This is a genomic window from Blautia glucerasea, from assembly GCF_020537505.1.
Classification (GTDB): Bacteria; Bacillota; Clostridia; order Lachnospirales; family Lachnospiraceae; genus Blautia_A.
This window is the reverse complement of record NZ_JAJBMO010000020.1, coordinates 1-20,000: the sequence shown is the minus strand read 5'-3', so window position 1 is coordinate 20,000 and position 20,000 is coordinate 1. Positions and strand designations below refer to the sequence as shown.

Annotated in this window: 14 protein-coding genes; all 14 read right to left on the bottom strand. The window is 47.6% G+C overall.

What is annotated here, in order from left to right; genetic code table 11:
• Positions 1–2: 2 nt before the first annotated feature.
• Positions 3–1,745 carry an MATE family efflux transporter gene (locus LIQ05_RS14195; protein WP_226821634.1) on the bottom strand — a complete coding sequence of 581 codons (1,743 nt, stop codon included), beginning with the start codon at positions 1,743–1,745 and terminating at the stop codon, positions 3–5.
• 428 nt (positions 1,746–2,173) lie between these two features.
• The gene (locus LIQ05_RS14190) at positions 2,174–3,160 is read right to left on the bottom strand and encodes an ABC transporter ATP-binding protein (RefSeq protein WP_226821630.1); all 987 of its coding nucleotides are present in this window, start codon (positions 3,158–3,160) and stop codon (positions 2,174–2,176) included.
• Positions 3,160–4,128 carry an ABC transporter ATP-binding protein gene (locus tag LIQ05_RS14185; protein WP_226821627.1) on the bottom strand — a complete coding sequence of 323 codons (969 nt, stop codon included), beginning with the start codon at positions 4,126–4,128 and terminating at the stop codon, positions 3,160–3,162. The genes LIQ05_RS14190 and LIQ05_RS14185 overlap by 1 nt, the downstream gene beginning before the upstream one ends.
• Before the next feature lie 306 nt (positions 4,129–4,434).
• Positions 4,435–6,015, bottom strand: coding sequence for an ABC transporter substrate-binding protein (locus LIQ05_RS14180; RefSeq protein ID WP_226821625.1), 1,581 nt, complete (start codon positions 6,013–6,015; stop codon positions 4,435–4,437).
• Positions 6,016–6,166: 151 nt separating this feature from the next.
• Positions 6,167–7,036, bottom strand: a complete 870-nt coding sequence (locus LIQ05_RS14175; protein ID WP_226821622.1) for an ABC transporter permease — start codon at positions 7,034–7,036, stop codon at positions 6,167–6,169.
• Between the two features lie 20 nt (positions 7,037–7,056).
• On the bottom strand, positions 7,057–8,013 hold the full coding sequence (locus tag LIQ05_RS14170) for an ABC transporter permease (RefSeq protein WP_226821620.1): 957 nt from the start codon (positions 8,011–8,013) through the stop codon (positions 7,057–7,059).
• Positions 8,010–9,308, bottom strand: coding sequence for a serine dehydratase subunit alpha family protein (locus LIQ05_RS14165; protein ID WP_226821618.1), 1,299 nt, complete (start codon positions 9,306–9,308; stop codon positions 8,010–8,012). Before LIQ05_RS14165 ends, LIQ05_RS14170 begins: the two co-directional genes overlap by 4 nt.
• Before the next feature lie 63 nt (positions 9,309–9,371).
• On the bottom strand, positions 9,372–10,109 hold the full coding sequence (locus tag LIQ05_RS14160) for an SDR family NAD(P)-dependent oxidoreductase (protein ID WP_226821616.1): 738 nt from the start codon (positions 10,107–10,109) through the stop codon (positions 9,372–9,374).
• A 113-nt stretch (positions 10,110–10,222) separates the two neighbouring features.
• Positions 10,223–12,133 (bottom strand): thiamine pyrophosphate-binding protein, encoded by a 1,911-nt coding sequence (locus tag LIQ05_RS14155; protein WP_226821614.1) that lies wholly within the window; start codon positions 12,131–12,133, stop codon positions 10,223–10,225.
• A 77-nt stretch (positions 12,134–12,210) separates the two neighbouring features.
• Positions 12,211–13,368 carry a LicD family protein gene (locus LIQ05_RS14150; protein ID WP_226821612.1) on the bottom strand — a complete coding sequence of 386 codons (1,158 nt, stop codon included), beginning with the start codon at positions 13,366–13,368 and terminating at the stop codon, positions 12,211–12,213.
• A gap of 172 nt (positions 13,369–13,540) precedes the next feature.
• Positions 13,541–15,829, bottom strand: coding sequence for a LicD family protein (locus LIQ05_RS14145; protein WP_226821610.1), 2,289 nt, complete (start codon positions 15,827–15,829; stop codon positions 13,541–13,543).
• Positions 15,830–15,832: 3 nt separating this feature from the next.
• Positions 15,833–17,164, bottom strand: coding sequence for an adenylyltransferase/cytidyltransferase family protein (locus LIQ05_RS14140; RefSeq protein WP_226821608.1), 1,332 nt, complete (start codon positions 17,162–17,164; stop codon positions 15,833–15,835).
• Between the two features lie 198 nt (positions 17,165–17,362).
• Positions 17,363–18,520 (bottom strand): acyltransferase family protein, encoded by a 1,158-nt coding sequence (locus LIQ05_RS14135; protein ID WP_226821606.1) that lies wholly within the window; start codon positions 18,518–18,520, stop codon positions 17,363–17,365.
• Positions 18,521–18,743: 223 nt separating this feature from the next.
• On the bottom strand, positions 18,744–19,625 hold the full coding sequence (sdaAA, locus tag LIQ05_RS14130; RefSeq protein ID WP_226821604.1) for an L-serine ammonia-lyase, iron-sulfur-dependent, subunit alpha: 882 nt from the start codon (positions 19,623–19,625) through the stop codon (positions 18,744–18,746).
• Positions 19,626–20,000 lie beyond the last annotated feature (375 nt).

Here is a 20,000-nt window from a genome sequence, read left to right as displayed (position 1 = left end):
TCCTAAAATGATATTATGGTATTATTCATATCAATTGCGCGGATATAATCCATTGTTTTTGAAATCTTTTTCACCAGCTCGATTCCATGGATATCGAAATCCTCATGGTCATAGCTGTATTCCAACGGATTAAAGTTCACACCGTTGTCCCTGATCCTCAATCTGCAAATGTCATCCTCCAGGCAAAGATTGATGTCGATCCAGTTGGAGGTTTTTCCGCCATACCGGATGATGTTCACAGTCATCTCTTCTGCGCACACAGCGGCAAGATTGGCTCTGTTTCCGGATACGCCGTTTTCCTTGCAAAAATCCATGATCCTTCGGTTTACGGTTCCAGCTTCCTCCATGGTGCTCTTGATAGAAAAATCCAGATTGGTTCCAGGATTTTTGTCCGGAACAATATAAAAGGTAGAATTTTTGTGTTTGATCTTACGGAAGATCCAGGCTGCGATCACGGTTATGATCTCCGTGGTCACGAACGCAGCACCGATTCCATTTGTACCGATTCCATCAATCTGCTTCCAGATTGAGATTCCGATAAAGGTTGCAGGCAGAACTGCCACTGCATTTTCAAGGAAGGTAACAAAGCTTGCGATTGCAGTTTCTTCGATGGATTCATAATAGCTTACAATAAATTTATTCCAGAGATAAGGGATCACGCACAGGGCAAAAATGCGCAGGGCATGAACCATTTCCCTGCCCAGATCTCCGTCGCCGCCAAACATAATGGTGATCTGCTCGGTGAATACCATGATCAGGGCGAATATAACGGCCAGAACTATATAGCTGTATTTCAGCATTTTTTTGCAGAGAACACGGATTCCCACGTAATCTTTTTCCCCAAAGAGGATTCCGGCAACGTTTGGGATCACGCCAATGATTCCGCCTGTCAGCATTTCCACGATCAAAAGAACATTGTCGCAGACTGTGAATACTGCCATTCCGTCTTCCCCGATCTGGTTCATAATGATGGTATTCAGGCCAAGGGATTTTACAAAATTGGTTGCCATGAAAACAAGCATGGGTACACCTGTGACCACGGCTTCCTTAACGATTACGAAGTCCTTTGGTTTCAGCCGCACAAAACGGATATTTCTCTTATCCGAACGAACGTAGAAAAGGAAAACTACCATGGCAAAAAGGAATCCAAGTACGGTTGACAAGGATGCACCTGTGACTCCAAGGGGTGTAAATCTGAGGAATATGTAATCCAGCACAAGATTTATCACGTTGGCTGCGATCAGATAGATGGAGGCAAGCTCCGGATGGTTCTCCACGCCAAGGTAATTTACCATCAAAAGACCAATTCCAATTACCGGCGCACCCAGCATGCTGATGCGGATATAGTCTCTTGTGTAGGTTGTCAAAATACCGCCGCCGGATACCAGAAGCCTGGAAATAGGGCCTGCGGTAAAGAAAGCAAAGATAGAAAAAAGAAGACCTACGGCAAGTGTCACAATAAAAGTAGCTGTGAATAGTCTGGAGGCACCTTCCTTGTCTCGTTTGCCAAGCAGATTTCCCACTGCAATGGAGCCTCCTACGCCCAGGCAGTAGCCGGTAAGCTGGACGATGGTTTCCACTGGAAGGCTCATAGTAACTGCAGACATGGCTTCTACGCCAATTAAATTACTTACAAAAATAGTGTCCACAATGTTTCCCAGCTGAAGGGCTAGTGACATCATAATGCCTGGAACAATGTACTTGTTTAGCTTTGCATTTAATAGTCGGTTGTTTCGGTTTTCCACTGATTCATCCCCTTTTTCATTTGTATTTTTGTTGTCCCCATAAATAAAATTGGACTTTCCCATATTTATTATTAATTTAGCAAAATTAGGAGGATAATTCAATAAAAAGAAGAAAATAACGGTTTATTTAGCGAAAATGACATTGTTTTTTTTAATGTGGCAGAGCATTTTCTGCAGGCTTAAAACGCCTTTCGTGGCAGTCGCCAGAATTTCCTGCAAGTATGGACTTTGGCCCGTCTATCACGTAAATTAAAAACGGTTCTCGGAAGTTTCCTCTTTTTGAGGGTTCTTCCAAGAACCGATATTGTATTTTCCTTATTCAGCCAAAGAAGGAGTCTGCCCTCCACACTCTTTTGTTTTCCTGTTTACAGGTTTCGTACAGTAGTGTTACTGCGCACCACCAGAACAATAACCTTCATGCACTATATTTAAAGAATTTCCAATGCCCTGTGACAAGCTACCTTGTGCCCTTTTTCCACTTCCTGCAGTACCGGGATTTCCTCCTTGCAGCGGTCTGTAGCGTAAGGACAGCGGGTATGGAATTTACATCCAGACGGCGGATTGTAGGCGCTTGGCACGTCTCCCTCCAGGATGATACGCTGACGTTTCTTCTTCACTTCTGGAAGTGGAATTGCAGAAAGAAGCGCTTTGGTGTATGGATGCATGGGGTTGGAATAAAGCTGGGCTTTTTCTGCAATCTCTGCCACGCTTCCAAGATACATAACTGCAATACGATCGCTGATGTGGCGAACCACACTCAGATCATGGGAAATAAACAGGTAAGTCAGATTTTTCTTCTGCTGCATATTTCTCATAAGGTTCAGCACCTGGGCCCGGACGGATACATCCAGCGCGGAAACTGCCTCATCACAGACAACAAATTCCGGATTCAGGATCAGTGCCCTGGCGATTCCGATCCTCTGTCTCTGACCTCCGGAAAACTCGTGGGGAAAACGGTTCAGGTACTGTTTATCAAGACCAACCTCCTGAAGGATCTCTTCTACCATTTCCCTGCGCTCTTCCTTTGTGCCGATCCTGTATACCTCAAGAGGTGCGCTGATCAGATCATAGACGGTCATTCTCGGGTTCAGGGAGCTGTATGGATCCTGGAAAATGATCTGCAGCTTCCGGCGCATTTCCCACATTTTCTTCTTATCATAAGTCAGGATATCTTCCCCGTTATACAAAACCTGGCCCTCTGTAGCCGGGATCAGACGAAGGATAGTTCTTCCCAGAGTGGATTTTCCGCAGCCGGACTCACCTACCAGTCCCAGAGTCTCGCCCCTTTTCACAGAAAGGCTCACATGGTCAACTGCTTTTACTACAGATGGCTGAAGGTTCAGAAGGCCTTTTTTCGCCGTAAAATATTTGGATAAATCTTTTGTTTCCAACAAAATAGTACTGTTCTCGCTCATTATTTCTCACCCTCATATCTGAAGCAGCTTACCAGAGAATTTTCAGCATGGTAAACGCCTGGTTTTTCTTTCATGCAGCGTTCTGTTCCGTAAGGACATCTGGGGGCAAATCTGCAGCCTGCGGGCATGGCATCCGGTGCCGGAACGGTTCCCTCGATGGTATTCAGCATTTCCACATCCTCATCAAGACGTGGAATGGAGTTCAGAAGTCCCTGTGTGTATGGATGCTTCGGTCTTTCGAAAATGTCCTCAATATTGCCGTATTCTACTGCTTTTCCTGCGTAAAGGACAAGCACATCATCGGCAGTCTCGGCAACTACCCCCATGTCATGGGTGATCAGCATGATGGCGGTTCCCATTTTTTCACGAAGCTCGCACATCAGCTCCAGGATCTGTGCCTGAATGGTTACGTCCAGGGCGGTGGTTGGCTCATCTGCGATAAGGAGCCTTGGCTCACAGGATACGGCCATGGCAATCATCACACGCTGGCGCATGCCTCCGGAAAGCTGATGGGGATATTCCTTCATTCTTTTCTCCGGTGCTGCAATCCCAACTCGTTTCAGCACGTCAACGGCTCTTGTCCAGGCTTCCTTTTTGCTGCAGTTCTGGTGGAGCATAATAGGCTCCATTAGCTGGCTGCCGATAGTCAGTGTGGGGTTCAGGGCGGTCATTGGATCCTGGAAGATCATGGCGATATCATTTCCGCGGATCTTGCACATCTCCTTCTCTGGAAGCCCTACCAGCTCTTTTCCATCCAGCCTGATGCTGCCGCCGGAGATCCGGGCGTTGCTGCCCAGAAGCTGAAGGATGGACATGGAGGTGACGCTTTTTCCGCATCCGGACTCCCCTACGATTCCAAGGATCCGGCCTTTTTCTATAGAAAAGCTTACGCCGTCAACGGCGGTGTTAATGCCTTTTTTTGTCTGAAACTGTACTTGTAAATTCTCTACCGAAAGTAAAGATGCCATAACTGTACTCCTTTATTCTTATTGCCATGACAGCAACAAACAAGCCTGCCTGCTGCTTTCATTTCGCACAATGCCGCCTACCTGCGGCGGTCTGTTTGGGAAACCGCGGCATTGTAGCTTTGCCGCAGGTTGATTATCGTGAACTGCATGTTCAGTTCCTGAAATCCGCCAGACACGAGAAGCAGCTTCAAACATAGCTTCTCATACCTGGCGGGTTCCAGGAGCCAGAGCCCTATCCGGGCTCCGCCCTTTTCCCCAGCACTGCCGCGTGGAGCAGGCATAAGGCCTGCCCCAGCAATGCTTATATTACTCTTTATCCCACTCCCAGGAAGACCAGTTCAGACAGTTGAAGTCTGCAACGTTCAGGTTCTTCATGCTCTTGTTGTAAGCGGTGAGAAGATTCTTTGTATATAAGTAGCCCATAGCTGCTTTTTCCACAACTTTTTCCTGATACTCATCGAAGTATGGTTTTCTTGCTTCAAAAGTAAGCTCTGCGTTTCCTTCGTCGATCAGGTCAGAAAGCTCTGTGTCCTGAAGCTGGCAGAAGTTACAGGAGCTGCCTGGGCAGATCATTTCACGGCTCTCACTTGGGTCAAGAGTTCCGCCGGAACCGATAATTCCAAGGTCATGCTCGCCATCCAGCATACGGCTCATCAGGGTTGCAAAGTCCATCTGCTCGATTTCTACGTTTACACCAACATTTGCAAAATCCTGTGCGATCAGGGCTGCACATCTCTCGTTAATGCTGCTTCCGGATGGGATGAAGAATTTCAGTGTCTGACCAGCCGGGAAGCCTGCTTCTGCAAGCATCTCTTTTGCCTTTTCAGGATCGTACTGAACCTGTACTTTGTCGTTATAATATGGACTTACTGGTGCAATTGGTGTCATAATAGCAGTTCCCTCACCCATGAGAAGACCGTTTACCAGTACCTCACGGTTGATTGCCATATTCAGTGCCTGACGAACTTCCTGTGTCAGATACTCTTTCTGGGTATTGAAGATCAGAGTGGAGTAGGAAGTTGTAGGAACAGACTCTGTTACCAGGTTGTCCTGGGATTTCGCAGTTTCCCAGTCGTCAGTCAGTACGGAACCAAATCCGATCATGTCAAGCTCGCCGTTCATAAGACCAGAAAGAACGTTTGCGGACGGTACCACACGAATGATAAGACGGTCAATGTTCGGAGTTCCAAGATAATAGTTTTCATTCTTTGTGAACTCCATACGCTCGCCGTTGATCTCTCTGTCATAGATGAATGGGCCAGATCCTACCGGATTTGCCCAAAGATCAGGAGCGTTGATCTCTTCTGCTGTTTTTCCCTCAAATACATGCTTCGGGATGATGAAAACAGTGTCGATATCCTGAAGGAAAGTATCCGGATACATTGCTTCTTTTAACTTGAAGGTTACTTCGTAATCGCTGTCTGCAGTTACCTCGATAGAGTCCTCGGAAAGCTCTGCGCCGGATTCGTCAACACCTGCAATATACTCCAGGTGATAGCGGCTCTTTGCCTCTACAGAAGGATCAGAATACATCTGGTAGCTGAATACAACGTCCTCTGCTGTAACAGGCTCACCGTCAGACCAGACTGCATCCTCGTGAAGCTTAAAGGTTACAGCGTCGCTGGCATCGTTTACCGTCCAGGACTCAGCAAGACGTCCCTCGATGGAACCATCTGCGTTTGTCTGTGTCAGACGGTCATAGATCTGGTCACAGATAAAACGGGTGTAGTTGCTGGTGGTGTTCAGCGGCATCATGGTGTCCCATGACTGGTCCATGGCAGCTGTTACCACTTTTTCTTCTGCCTCAGCAGCTGCCGGAACAGCGGTTGCTGCAACCATAGAGCCGGCAAGCAGAAGTGCAGCTGCTTTTTTCATGTTGAATTTCATAGTTCTCCTCCTTTTGTTCCTTTGTCGGGGATATTTTCTTTTTCCCAGACAGACTTTGTAAGATGGATCCATCCAGAAAAAAACTCCCTGGACCAATCTTATGTCAACGGACCATCCAGCCTTGTTGTAAGGCCTTAAGAGTCCTGCGACATTACAGCTTAATCTTCGGGTCTAAGGCATCGCGGATGCCGTCTCCCAGGAAATTAATACTTAACACAGTGACCAGAAGTGCAAGTCCCGGCGGAAACCAGATCCATAGCTTCTGGGAAAGCACAGTGATGGACTGTGCGTCGTAGAGCATATTTCCCCAGCTTGCTCCCGGCGGCTGTACACCCATACCAAGGAAGCTTAAGGATGATTCGGAAAGAATGGCGCTCGCCATCTGGAATGTGATCGCGATCAGAATCGGGGCAAAAGAGTTTGGCAAAACATATTTTGTCACGATCTTGAAATTGGATGTTCCAATTGCTCTTGCAGATTCTACATAATCTTTCTCAGATACGGAAAGTACATTCGCATAGATCAGTCTGGCGAACTGTGTCCAGCCAAGCACACCGATCACGCAGGTTACAGACCAGACAGACGGTCCAAGAACTGCAACCAGTACCAGGATCAGCACTATTGACGGGAAAGACATAAAAATATCTGCAATTCGCATAATGATCGCTTCAGCCTTTCCTCTGGCATAGCCGGCAACCAGTCCAAGAGGAACACCAATGGCACAGCTAATCAGCGTGGAAAGGAATCCAACCAGCAAAGAGGTTCTTCCTCCATACATCAGACGGGCAAAAACATCACGTCCGATGGCATCTGTTCCAAGGATATGCGCCCCTCCTGGAGCTGCAGAAAAGGCGGTGTAGTCTGAGGTATAAGGATCCAGGTTCAGGATCATGGGAAGAAAAACCACCATCAGGATTTCCACGATCAGAACCACCAGACCTGCCATAGCCATTTTGTGCTCTTTCAGTTTATCAAGTACCTCGGAAAGATAGCTTACGTTTTCGTTTTTCTGTTTTTTCATTTTTTGTGTCCTATCCTCCCTTATTTATAGCTGATTCTCGGATCCAGGATTCCGTATGCCACGTCAGTCAGGATGTTTGCGATCAAAACTGCTGCAGCGATCATAACGGTGATTCCCATGATTACCGGATAATCCCGTCCGTTAATGGCCGTTACCATTAAAGAACCAATTCCCGGCCATCCGAAAACCTGCTCGGTTACTACCGCACCGCCAACAATAGAAGGAATGGACATTCCCACAACTGTGACAACCGGCGTAAGGGCGTTTTTCAGGGCATGCTTCATAATTACCTTCCATTTGCCAAGGCCTTTCGACTTGGCAGTACGGATGTAATCGTCCTGCATAACCTCAAGCATACTGCTTCGCATATGCCGTACCCACCCTCCGATCTGCTGGAAGGAAAGTACCAGACAGGGCAGGATCATATGCTTCATCAGATCTCCAAAAGTGTGCACACCACTGGAGCTGTACATTCCGCCAGATGGCAGAATCTGAAATACAATGGCAAACAGGTAAATGAATACCAGACCAACGAAAAAGTTCGGGGTTGCCATCATCAGCATGGAAAGTCCGCCGGAGAAATAGTCTCTTCCGGAGTTTGGCTTGGATGCTGCAAAAATTCCAAGTGGAATGGATACGATCAGGGATAGTACAATGGAGCTGGCTGCCAGGATTGCAGTAGCTGGAAGCCTCTCCAGTATCATCGTTGCAACCGGTCTCTGGGTGCTGTAGGAGAAGCCCAGATTTCCTGTAAGCAGCTGCTTCAGCCAGGTAAAATACTGGATGATCACAGGCTGGTCCAGTCCCAGTGCCACTCTCTTACGCTCCAGCTCCGCCGGGGTAATTCCCGGATCCGCCAGAAGTGCATCCAGCGGGGAACCTGGTGCCATGTTCAAAATGAAATACGCCAGTATGGTGATTCCGAAAAACGTGGGAATGGCAATCAGTATTCTTTTTAATATGTATTTCAATCTCATAGTGTTTTCTCTTCATCTCCTTTTCCAACCATGATGCGGATGATCTCTTTGTCGGTCTCGCACATGCCGTCTTTTGCCAGATGACCTACGTTCCGGATGGTGTTTTCCACACCATGGGTAACGATACCGTCTCCGCCATAGAACTGCTGGCCCTGAATATACATTTCATAGCCCATGATCCCGGCGTCAACTGCAGCGGAAATCTTGGCTGCGCAGGAGGCTTTCGCGCCATCGCAGATGATTCCGGAAACAATTGCCAGGGAATTCACGATTGTATGTGCAATTACCTCATAATCACCGCCGTAGAGATAGGCAATTCCGGCACCGCTTCCACAGCCTGCACTGACTGCGCCGCAATAAGCGGAAAGGGTTCCGATCCCGGTTTTCAGATGAATGGTCACAAGATTGGAAAGTACCAGCGCCCGAAGCATTTTATCATGGGAGACTTGCAGCTCTTTTGCAAATTCGATTACCGGAATGCTGGCTGTCATGCCCTGGTTACCGCTTCCTGAGTTGATCACAACAGGGAGCTCGCAGCCGTTCATTCTGGCATCAGAGCCTGCTGCTGCCTTGGCTCTGGCACGGATCTTAATGTTGTCGCCGTAGGTGTGGAGAAGTACTTTTCCAATGTTGGCTCCGTAGTTTCCACGAAGGCCTTCCTCGGAAATGGCCATATTGTAGTGGATCTGGCGCTCCAGCACATCCTTTACGTCTTCTGTGTCCACAGTGTTGGCGAAATCAATAATGTCTTCTATATTTAATATAGAGTGGTCGGTCTTTTTCTCTTTCTCATCAGAACAGACATCTTTCTGGAAAAGGGACTGGCCATTTTTCTCGATGAGGATGATATTGGTGTGGGTGTCTACAATGCGGACACGGGCATTTTCAGCGCCTTTGGATACGGTCAGGTCGATTTCAAATACATGGCCGGTAGACGCTGGGGTGATCTTTGGCGTTACCTGGTCCATGTAGGTTTTGATTTCTTCTTTCTGGCTGGGTGTTACTCCTGCGATTACTTCAAGGAGTGCTTCTGCGTCACCTGCGATCACGCCTGCACAAAGGGCAGCTGCAATTCCACGCATGCCTCCTGTGTTTGGAACGATGACGCTTTTTACGTTTTTGATTATGTTTCCGCTTACTTTAATATCCAGCTGATCGGGCAGATGACCCAGGGTTTTCCTTGCCACAGCGCCTGCATAGGCAATGGCGATGGGTTCGGTGCACCCCATAGCCGGGATCAGCTCTTCTTCCAGGATTTTTACGTAAGCCTGGTATTTTTCATCACTTTTGTGCAATGTTTTTTCCTCACTTTCGCACAGCTATATCAATACTTTAGCACACTATTCTGCTGAAATCAATTAAAAATAATCGTATCCGCCGTGGATATCTACGATACTGCCGTTCATATAGCCATTTTTCAGAATTTCATATGCCATGTCTGCAACTTCGGAGATTTCGCCGAAGCGGTGGAGGGCAATCTTGCGGTTAATGCGCTCATAGCTTTCCGGGGTACGGTTCTTATGCCAGCTGGTTTCAATGAAGCCTGGGGCGATGGCGTTGACACGAATCTGCTTTGGTTCCAGTTCTTTTACCAGGGATTTAGTGAGAAAATGGATGGCAGATTTGGTGACGCCGTATACCAGGGAGGAGGAATAGGCCTGCTGTCCTGCGTAGGAGCCTGTGAAAAGGATACTGCCGCCTTCGTTCATGATGGGGCGAAGTTCTTTTACAAGGAATACGGGGACGGACAGGTTGGTGTTTACGATTTTGGTCCATTCTTCGAAGGTGTAGTCTTCGTATTTGGCGTAGGTGCTGATTCCTACGTTGTTTACCAGCCAGTCTGCGTGGCCGGTTTCTTCTTTGATCCGGGCAGTAAATTTCATCATGTCGTCATAGGATGACATGTCAGCCTGGATCAGGTGGATTTTCTTCTGATTTTCTTCTGGCTGTGCGTGGAGAAAGCTTTCGGCTTGTTCCTTGTTATGTCCGTAGCTTACATATAAAATATCTTCCGGCGCAGAATTCGCCAGGATCTTCTCCGCAATTCCTTTTCCAATTCCAGATGTTCCGCCGGTGATTATGGTTACTTTGCTCATGGGATGTCCTCTTTTCTATCTATACCGTTTCATTGCTATAATAGCAAGAACCAGGTCTTACTTTCAATATTTTTATTGAAAATGGCCTGGTTCTTATGAGCTTTTCGTATGGTTTATAAATTCAGCAAGCGTTCGTAGACGTCTTTTGGGATATACGGCTGCTGATTGTGGATTGGCTCTCCCAGACAGGTCTTTGGGTAAGCGAAGGTACCAGGTTCCATGCGGATTTCAAGGAGCTTCGGTGCTTGGGTACCCTGTAAAAATGTGGATGCTTTTTCGGCAGCCTGGCCAGCTTCCATACAAACGCTGCTGATTCCGTAGGCTTTCGCTACTTCTGCAAAGCTGCAGGAAGAGAAGCCGCTGCCTTCTGAGGTATCCGCATAGACCTGCCCGAAATAGTCGCGCTGGAGATGACGGATCATTCCCAGGGCATGATTGTTCATGACCATCATCGTAATAGGAAGATTCTCACGCCTTACCCATTCCAATTCCTGGATGTTCATCTGGAAAGCGCCGTCACCGCAAATGCAGGCTACCGGCTTACCGGTGGCGTAATAAGCTCCGATTGCTGCCGGGAGAGCATAGCCCATGGCACCATGTCCACCGGAGAAAAGAAGCTTCTGGTCTTTCTGGTTGTGGAAAGACTGGTAACTCCATACCATATGCTGGCCAACATCAACTGCTACCGCAGCGGTATCTGTAAGGGCGTCACTCAAAGCCGCGATCATGCGGTTGGGATAGCGCTCCGGGGTGGCATCATCTACTGCACGCAGAGAAGTACGGATATCCTTACACACTGCCAGCCAGTCGCTGAAATCATAGATTGCCGGGTTATCATATTTCTTTGCAAAGTCCCTGGCGCATTTTGCATTTTCTGCGCTTTCCGCCAGTAAACGGATCACTTCTGCCGCATCTGCACAAAACTTCATCTCGCCCATTCCATTTTCGTGGATATTTCGCTGCAAATTATATTGATCAATATCTACGCGTATAATTTTCGCATTTTTTGCAAATTCGTGGACTTTCGTACCGATCTGGCGGGTGCAAAGGGAAATTCCAAGGCAGATCAGCAGGTCGCTTTTCGCATTTGCGATCATGTTTGCATAGCGGTGTCCATAAGCACCTCCAATGCACCCGAAATTCAACGGATCATCCCATGGCAGGGCTGACATTTCCAGGACACTTGTGATCACTGGGAGCTTCCACTGGCGTGCCAGAGTAAATAACTGGTCGCGGACAGCTTTGTCACTGACACCATGTCCCAGCATAATCACAGGACGCTGGGCTTCTGCCAATGCATGGCGGATTGCATCCGCTGCCAGAGCCGTACAATGTGAGGTTTCTCCATCTGCCAGTTGCACAGAATCTATTGTTTCGTTCGCACCTGGCTTCACTTCCAGTGTCCTGGCTGTCGCTTCGCTACCATTTGCAGCTGCGTCCAGGCTGCTCTCACACGCCTGATCCAATCCCATCTCCGCCAGGCTCATGTCATAAACCGGCTTCTTCACATCCCCACGCTGAATATTCATAGGCAAGTCAATGAGTACCGGTCCCTTGCGGCCGGAATTGGCAATGTGATAGGCTTTATTCAGCGCTTTTACAATGTCCTCATCTTCCCGGATCTGTACAGCATACTTTGTCACAGGCTTTGCCATAGCCACAATGTCAATCTCCTGAAAGCCCTGCTGCCGAAGTCCCGGAATCCCGGAATATTCATAAGTATTCAGCTGTCCAGTGAGAAAAACCACTGGAAGGGAATCAAAATAAGCATCTGCAATACCCGAGATCAGATTCGCCGCGCCAGGACCACTTGTCGCGTAGGCACAAGCGCATCTCTCTCCAGCCTGGGCATAACCGCAGGCTGCAAAAGCCGCTCCCTGCTCATGATAGCTGGAATGGCTTTTTGTGTGAGGATTTTTCTCTATAGAATCAACCAGATGGGCGATCATGGTTCCCTGGTATCCAAAGAAATCATGAATGCCCTTTCTCTGTAAAAACTCAACAATATAATCAGTTACTTTCATATTCTCAGCCTTTCTGCTGTATTCTTCACAGGAAAATCCCCCAAAAAAATCGTAACATCACAGTCTTTTCCTGTCTTCTACTTCCAAAACTTCTCGATCTTCGCCTTCAGCCTGGTGCGTCCTGCCTTATTTAGCACATCCAGGTAAATATGCTGGAGCTCTTCATCGGGAATAAAGATCTCATCATTCTTAAGGCTCTTCACAGTCGCCCTGGTATACGGATTAAACGCCTTCTCAAGAGCCGGATAATCCTTATTCTTATACAGATTTATAATATAATCTTTATTATCCAGGTAATACTTCTCAAGCTCAATTTTGTAAGCACAGAACTTTACATAATTCCAGCTCCAGTTCAGATACTTTTTTCTTCTGGCCGCACGTCCGGATTTCTTTCTGGTGCGCATACGCTTCCGGATAAAGCTCTTCTGGCTGCCCACTTCCTGGAAATAGTCCTCATAACGAATCCGGGCACTTACCATCTCCGATACCTTCGGAGTATAAACCGGCAGCACCTTCTGCTGATAGTCTGCCCCATAATACCTGGTCAGATACGTATTGGTATCAGCCGGGACTGGAAATTTCTTCCCCTCAAGCTCCACTGTTCTGGTCTCGTCAAAGGTTTCCACTGGAAAATATTTCGTCTTTTTCTTCAGACGCACTACATACTCCTGGGTGTTCTCCACGTTCATCCGTCTGCAAAGCATACGGTACAGACTCTTTCCCAGGCGGCCTCTGCCAGTGAGCAGGCGAAGCCTCATAGCCATTCTGCAGAGTGCCCTTTTCTTGCTCCGCCGGTCTCCATAGTAGTCTGCCAGCTCATTCCAGCCAACCTCCTGGGCTCTTGTCCACAGATGCGCCAGCCGGAAACGCTGTTTTCCACGAAGAGGCAGGATATCCACGCCCATACCAGGATATTTGTAGCTTCTTCCCTCATTCAGACGGAAGCATAATGTATTAAGATCTGTATAACGAAGGAAAAATCCATAAAACCGCTTATTATTATTCATGGATTCCACAATTCTTCCATCCTGCGGCTCTCTTTCAAAAGCCAGGCGGAAACGCTCCATGTCCGCAGCGCGCATATAAACCACTCCGGCATGGGGACTGGTGACCTCCTGTCCGGTAACACAGCACAAAGTCAGCTGCGGTCCCAGATAATACGGAATTCCTTCTCTTTTACATATTTTGTCTATTTCGCCCAGAAGCTTCACAACTTCCTTAATCTCTCTATTCAAACTATGTCTGCTCCCATCTATCCATTCATAGTCATTTTCGTTGTCACTGAGAAATCACTGCACTTACGTAAGATCTTTCTCCGTTACTGTTCACTGGTTAAATTCCACCAGGTGTTTTTTGTAAACATAGTTCACAGAAAACCCAAGGGCTGCAGCGCGAAACGTTTACTAGTCATGGAGTGAACCGTAACTTCTCCACCAGCTGCTGCAATTCCTCTACACTTCCATATCTGCCAAGCCACTGGTCCAGATAATCAGAAGCATCCCCGGCCTTTGCATAAACAGCCGCTCTTCTGCTTCCTTCATAAAGATCTGTAAAGAAAATCCTGGCAAGCTCTGTGCGGATAAAACCTGTTCCCATCTGCCGGACAGCTTCCTGGTAATTCTTAAATGCCGCATCCGTCTGGCCCTGTTTTCTTCTCACGTCACCGATCACTTTATATACCTGCGCACGCTTCTCCTTGCGGATCTGACAATCCTTAGCCCGCTCTGCAAGCCACTCCAGATCATCCATTTCTTTGGCATAAACCAGATCCGTACGAACCTTTGCCAGCTCCGTCGGATAGCCCAGACGCTCCCAGGCTCTTGTCAGTGCACGCTTATAAATCTCTGTATCGTTATTCTCCGCAGGACTTTCAGCATTTTCCTTATCGATCCGCTTCAGGATCTCTTCCACCAGTTCTTCCATCTCCTGACGTGTTTTCGCCACATTTGCCCGGGACAGATAATAGTATTCCCGTACTGGCAGATTATCAGGCAAAAGCCGGTACCAAAGATCCATCAGCTTCATGGCGCTCTCTTTCTGTCCATAATCCAAAAGCATCTGGCAGGTTTTCACTGTTTCTTTTCCATAAGGATTCAGGAATTTATCCAGCTCCAGCTGGGTAATTCCGTTATTGGTCTTCTCCCTGGCCTGGGCGAAAAGCTCCAGTGCATCTGCACATCTGCCCTTCATCCAGAGAAGCTCTCCCTTATATTTCAGGAAATAGCCATCCTCCGGAAAAAGCCGTAGTGCCTCATCCATATAAATCTCTGCTTCCACCACATCAATGCCATTGCGGGCACGTTCCATGAGAAAACGGCTCTTAAACTTCACAAAGCCCGGCACTTCCGGGTAGCGCTCCATCAGCGGCGCCAGTGTATCCTCCGCCTCCTGGCAGCGTTTAAACTCATAATCACAGACAGCTCTTCTGAAAAGCTCAATGTCGGATTTCAGCTGTGCCATATCGGAGGGCAGGGTTCCTGTCTGCTCCTTCACAACCAGCATCCGCCATGCCTTGCCGATCCGCTCTGTGTAAACCAGAGTGAGCATTGCCGCATAAAAGGCCTCATCACTGATCTCCAGAAGCACCGGATGATAAAAGGCATAAATACCTCCAAAGTCCTCTCTTCCAATAAAAGGAGCACTTAACTGTATCTGAAAATATCTGTTAAAAATCTCATTTAATTCTTTAAAATCACGTTCTGCCAAGAGACCCTTAATTCCCTGAGGATGCTCAGAAATCCGCGCCTGCAGATCCATCACCGTACTCTTTGCAAGCAAAAGGTTACGCTTATGCTGCATCCTGTGGTTGCGTTTTGCTCCTGCAAGAGAATAAATCTTGCGCCACACAGAATCCCTGCGCAGCTTGCCCTTGCGGATACCTGGCAGGTAATCATCACGAAGCTCTTTGTACGTGATTCCCTCCACCGTAACCGCGTCATGGGACTCTCTCTCCCCGTGAGGCGGAATGTAAGACCACTCATCTCCGTAATGCCAGATCAGATAATCACTCATCCGGTTCGGCACCATGACCTTAATATTTTCAAAATTCATATATTTCACAGGAAACATCATGTCCTTGTCAAAAAGGAACGGGCATCCTCCCCAGCGCATTGCATAGCGCGGACAGTCGGCCTCCTCATAAGAATACATGATCTTCTCCAGCTTCTTCAGTGTACGGTCTTTTCCAAGAAAGGTATAGGAAAACAGCCACCACAGATAGGTTGTCACCGGGATCTCCCAGCGGGCACCGTATACCACTACCATATTTACCAGCTCCGAGTAGATCATCATATGGGTACGGTATTTCTCATATTCCTTATCGTCAGCTGGAATGGGATCCAGAGTCAGCACATCAATGATCTCACCAGCACTGTCCCTTCCTATGATCTGGTGCTTATGCAGGGCGCAGCTGTCCGTAGCAACATATCTGGGAAATGTATTGGTGTAATTCCGATCCACATCCACGCACTGAAGGGCGCGGTGCTCCGGAAGTACGGAGCTGGAAATCTCCACCAGTTTGTTCCAGTCGTCTCTTGGCATATAGATATCCACGTCGTCGTCCCAGGGAATAAAGCCCTCGTTTCGCACAACGCCAATGGCAGTCCCTCCTGCCATTACATATCTCAGATTATTCTCTTTACAGATTTCATCCAGCTCACGGAAAAGCTGCAGCAGATGTTCCTGTTTCTCTGTCATTGGTTATCCTCTCTGGTCTATGATTTCCAGAATGTCTGCCAGGGTCTCTGATTCCTCATTAAAAAGTCTGGTACATTCCGTTCTCTCATCACTGATCATGATTAGCAGTTCCTGTAAAAGATAACGGAGTCCGTTACCCTCAAAATTAAAGCAGAACCGCTTCAAGCCCTTACTGTCGTCAATCTTCGCCTCAAAATATCCGGTGTTCCACCAGTCGTCCGGAATGGTCACGCGCCCCTTCGTTCCAATTACAACAAATTCGTCCTCCACATCTACTGAGGATCCGATTTCGATCGTGGCAAGCGCATCCTGATACTTCATGGTGATCATATCGTAAATGCAGTTCCCGGACTTATCCCTCACTACATTTGATTTCACTTCCTGGTAATCCTTGCCCAGAATCTTAATGATGGCACACAATGGCAGAACTGCGGTCTCGGAAAAGCTTCGTCCGCCTTCGAAATGATCCTGGGAAATGGAACATTTCACACACACAATATCTCCCACAAGAGCGCTGTGTGTCTGCCATACAAGCTGATTAAACGCCCGCAGATACACCAGATTGATCTTCTCCACAAGAAGAACATGGTGTGCCGCAGCCAGTGCAAACAGCTCCTCCAGCTTCTCTTTATTCTCCGCCATAGGCGCATCACTGATCACATATTTTCCCTGTTCCAGAGATCTGCGGATATACTTCTCACGCTTCTCCTGGGCTGTCTTAATATATACCATATCCACCTGGGACAAAAAGCAGTCAAAGCCCTGCTCCCACTCGCTGGTGTCTGCTCCCACGCAATAATAAGAATCCAGTTCATATTTATCACAGAAAGACCTGGCAGCTTCTTCATTCTCGGAAAAAACGCATTCTACATGAAGACCGCTGACGTATTTTGTCTCCCATACAATACCATTATCCTTGTCGTCATCTGTAACCACACCGACTGTGTAGGTGATTCCTTCCCCCCGCAGCTTGGTGCTGGAAATATTCTTGGTACGCTCCAGATATTTCACATCACAGTAGTTCTTCAGATAATCGAATTTACCACGCCAGTCAGACCCCAGTACAAGAAGATCCACCTTATATTTAATGATATCACTGAGCTTCTGTCCCTGATATTCCTCAATGATGATCTCGTCGGCAAAACCGGTACGGCGCACATTCTCAATCCTCTTCAGAAGACTGTCCCGCACATTCAGCTTTCCACGCTCAATATCGTAGCTCTCGCTGGTCACGCCCACGATCAGATAATCGCCCAGCGCCCTGGCACGCTTTAAAATATTATAATGCCCTTCATGGAACAGATCGAAGGTTCCATAGGTAATCACTCGCTTCATATATTTTCCCCTGTAAAATTACTCCCTGTCAACATAAAAAAACCATCACGGTCTGCCTCGCCCCTCCCCATGGGCTTCCTGTTCACTCCGTGACCAGAACCCCTTCGCGATGCACAGAAATCATGCATTCGCACGATTCCGCAAACAACAACCCTAAATATAATTAGTATATCATTTTAAGCAAAGAAAGACAATCCCTCAGGACTGTCCTTCTTCATGCTCTTCCTTCTCTTCCGTATCCAGCATGGCGGCAAGCTCGTCGATTGCCATCTGCCGCTGGGCTAATACTGCAAATCTGTCTTCCTCGTCATTGTCATACTCATCTTCCAGTCCCTCATCCTCCACCTTCTTCTCCCGTTTGAAAAGAAGGAATGTAATAAGACCCATGATGTTGGTGTAGATCCAGTCCACCGGAAGGCTTCCAAGTATCAGCACAAACAGTACCGATATTCCAAACAGCGCCCACACATTCAGAAGCTGTGGAATGTTCAGGATCATAAGTCCATTCATCAGGATCATGATGGGATAATGGAAAAAGTAAATCCCCATTGTATTCCTTCCCAGGAAAATAAATGGATGACGCCTGTCCGGCATAAGGGCAAGCAGCGCAAAGATCACGGTAAAGGAGATGAGATACATCATTCCCCTGACTACCATTCCCTGTACATTGTCCATTCCACTGGCCAGATAAGAATGATTGCCACGGAAAAGATCTACCGGAATGTTATTGCCGATCATATAATTGGTAGCCACAAATAACAGGATGATCACAAAAAGTGCTACTACAATCCTCCCTTTAAACCTGCGAATCACCTTGGTGTATTCGCTCTTCCACAGATATCCAGCCACAAAGAATGGGAAAAATACCACGATTCTGGAAGTGGATAAAAATGTGCTGAACTCCATCCTGGTTCCTGCCCACAAAGCGAAAATAATGCTAAGCGGTACAATAAACCGTATTTTACCAAAAGCTTCAATAGTCAGGCGGTATGCAAACAATGCAAGCAAATACCACATAACCGTTCCGGATGGACGAAGCAGTTCGTAATCCATGTTCGTTCCCAGCCAGATCTGTGACGCCCAGGTAAGCGTGTACCCCAGAATGTAAGGGATCAATAAATTCTTAACATTCTTTAACACATCCTGTGGCTTCTTGGACAGATATCCTGAAATAAAAATAAACGCCGGCATATGGAAAATCGTAATTCCATACCAGATAAAGCGCACCACCTGGTCTGCCTTCACCAGCTGAAATGCAATAATATGGTTAAAAACCACGAGAAAAATCAACAGTATCTTTATATTATCTACAAGATAGGAATATGGAATTTCCTGTTCCCTGGTATTCTTGCTCATCTTCGCCACCTTTATACTCCCAACATGTTTGTAAACACAGACATGTCAATTTTATGAATAAAGGATAACATACTTTTGCGTTTTATGGAACAGTTTTTTAATATTTTGAAATATTTTCCTTATAAGTCAGTTACTGTTCACGACCTTCACAGCAACACGCTTCGCAGAATATTATCTGTACGTATTAACCCCAAATTCTCTCATGTTTCTTTTTGCAGCTGTATTATTCTCCGAATACCTGCTTATGCAGCTTTCGCCCGGTTGGAGTAGCTGCCAGGCCGCCTTCTGCGGTTTCTTTCAGGGCAGTTGGCATTACGTCGCCTACCTTTTTCATGGACCAGATGACCTCATCTGCGGGGATGGCGCTTCGGATTCCTGCTAAGGCAAGCTCCGCTGCTACGAAGGCTCCGGCTACACCGGAGGCGTTTCGCTTAATGCAGGGGATTTCCACCAGACCTGCCACTGGGTCGCATACAAGGCCCAGGATATTTTTAAGAGAAGTGGCTATTGCGGATTCGATCATGTCAGGTGTTCCCCCTGCCAATTCTACAATGGCCGCGGCTGCCATGGCTGACGCGGAACCGCATTCTGCCTGGCATCCTCCCTGGGCGCCTGCAAGGGAGGCGTTATTGGCGATCACCATTCCCACTGCGGATGCAGTAAAAAGGGACATAACGCATTCTTCTTCGGTAAGATCATATTGTTCCTGCATGGTAAGCACTGCTGCAGGCACGATACCACAGCTTCCTGCTGTGGGAGCTGCTACGATTCTTCCCATGGAGGCGTTTAATTCTGATACTGCAAGAGCCCGGTAGAGAGCTCCGCCAAGGAGAGGGCCGGTGAGATTTCTACCTTGTTCTACCGCGGTCCGCATCCGGTAGGCGTCTCCGCCGGTAAGTCCACTGGTACTTTTCAGGTTCGGGGCACTTCCAGGCTGGATGCAGGATGCCATAACCCGGTAATTGTCTCTCATTTTTTCGTATATTTCCTGCCTGGGCAGTTCCATCTGCTCCGCCTGCTGCGAAAGGACCAGGGTGGACAGGCGGGTGCCTTGTTCTTTTGCGGCTTTTAGCAGGGATTCTATTGAATGGTAGTTTAAGTCCACGATTGTTCTCCTTTTTTTGAATTTACCAAGTTGCTATTTAATGTGTTGGTCGTTATCCCGGACGCGATTTCACAATGTATATTCACCGCCGCGCGTCGCAACGTTCCGGCAAGCTAGCTGGTAACTACGACTAAGGCGCTCGGGAGAGCCCTCTCGCCTAAGTCTTCGTAACCATCGGATCTCGCCTCCACTAAAACCGCTCCTGAAATGCGCGGCTACGTGAATATACATTGCAAAATCGCTGGTTACTGGCAGAGGGAAGAAAGAAACAGTAATGACAACAACGGGGGGGTGGGTGACGTAGCTGCTATCCCGCATATTTACTGGCTTTTCTAATCTACCGTTGCCAAAAGGTATCGGGAAACCAACACATGT

Coding starts and splice junctions, on each gene's coding strand:
- LIQ05_RS14160 (WP_226821616.1), bottom strand. CDS start 10,109: ATGAGCAAAGTAACCATAATCACCGGCGGAACATCTGGAATTGGAAAA.
- LIQ05_RS14185 (WP_226821627.1), bottom strand. CDS start 4,128: ATGGCATCTTTACTTTCGGTAGAGAATTTACAAGTACAGTTTCAGACA.
- LIQ05_RS14145 (WP_226821610.1), bottom strand. CDS start 15,829: ATGACAGAGAAACAGGAACATCTGCTGCAGCTTTTCCGTGAGCTGGAT.
- LIQ05_RS14155 (WP_226821614.1), bottom strand. CDS start 12,133: ATGAAAGTAACTGATTATATTGTTGAGTTTTTACAGAGAAAGGGCATT.
- LIQ05_RS14170 (WP_226821620.1), bottom strand. CDS start 8,013: ATGAGATTGAAATACATATTAAAAAGAATACTGATTGCCATTCCCACG.
- LIQ05_RS14135 (WP_226821606.1), bottom strand. CDS start 18,520: ATGAGCAAGAATACCAGGGAACAGGAAATTCCATATTCCTATCTTGTA.
- LIQ05_RS14190 (WP_226821630.1), bottom strand. CDS start 3,160: ATGAGCGAGAACAGTACTATTTTGTTGGAAACAAAAGATTTATCCAAA.
- LIQ05_RS14175 (WP_226821622.1), bottom strand. CDS start 7,036: ATGAAAAAACAGAAAAACGAAAACGTAAGCTATCTTTCCGAGGTACTT.
- LIQ05_RS14180 (WP_226821625.1), bottom strand. CDS start 6,015: ATGAAATTCAACATGAAAAAAGCAGCTGCACTTCTGCTTGCCGGCTCT.
- LIQ05_RS14140 (WP_226821608.1), bottom strand. CDS start 17,164: ATGAAGCGAGTGATTACCTATGGAACCTTCGATCTGTTCCATGAAGGG.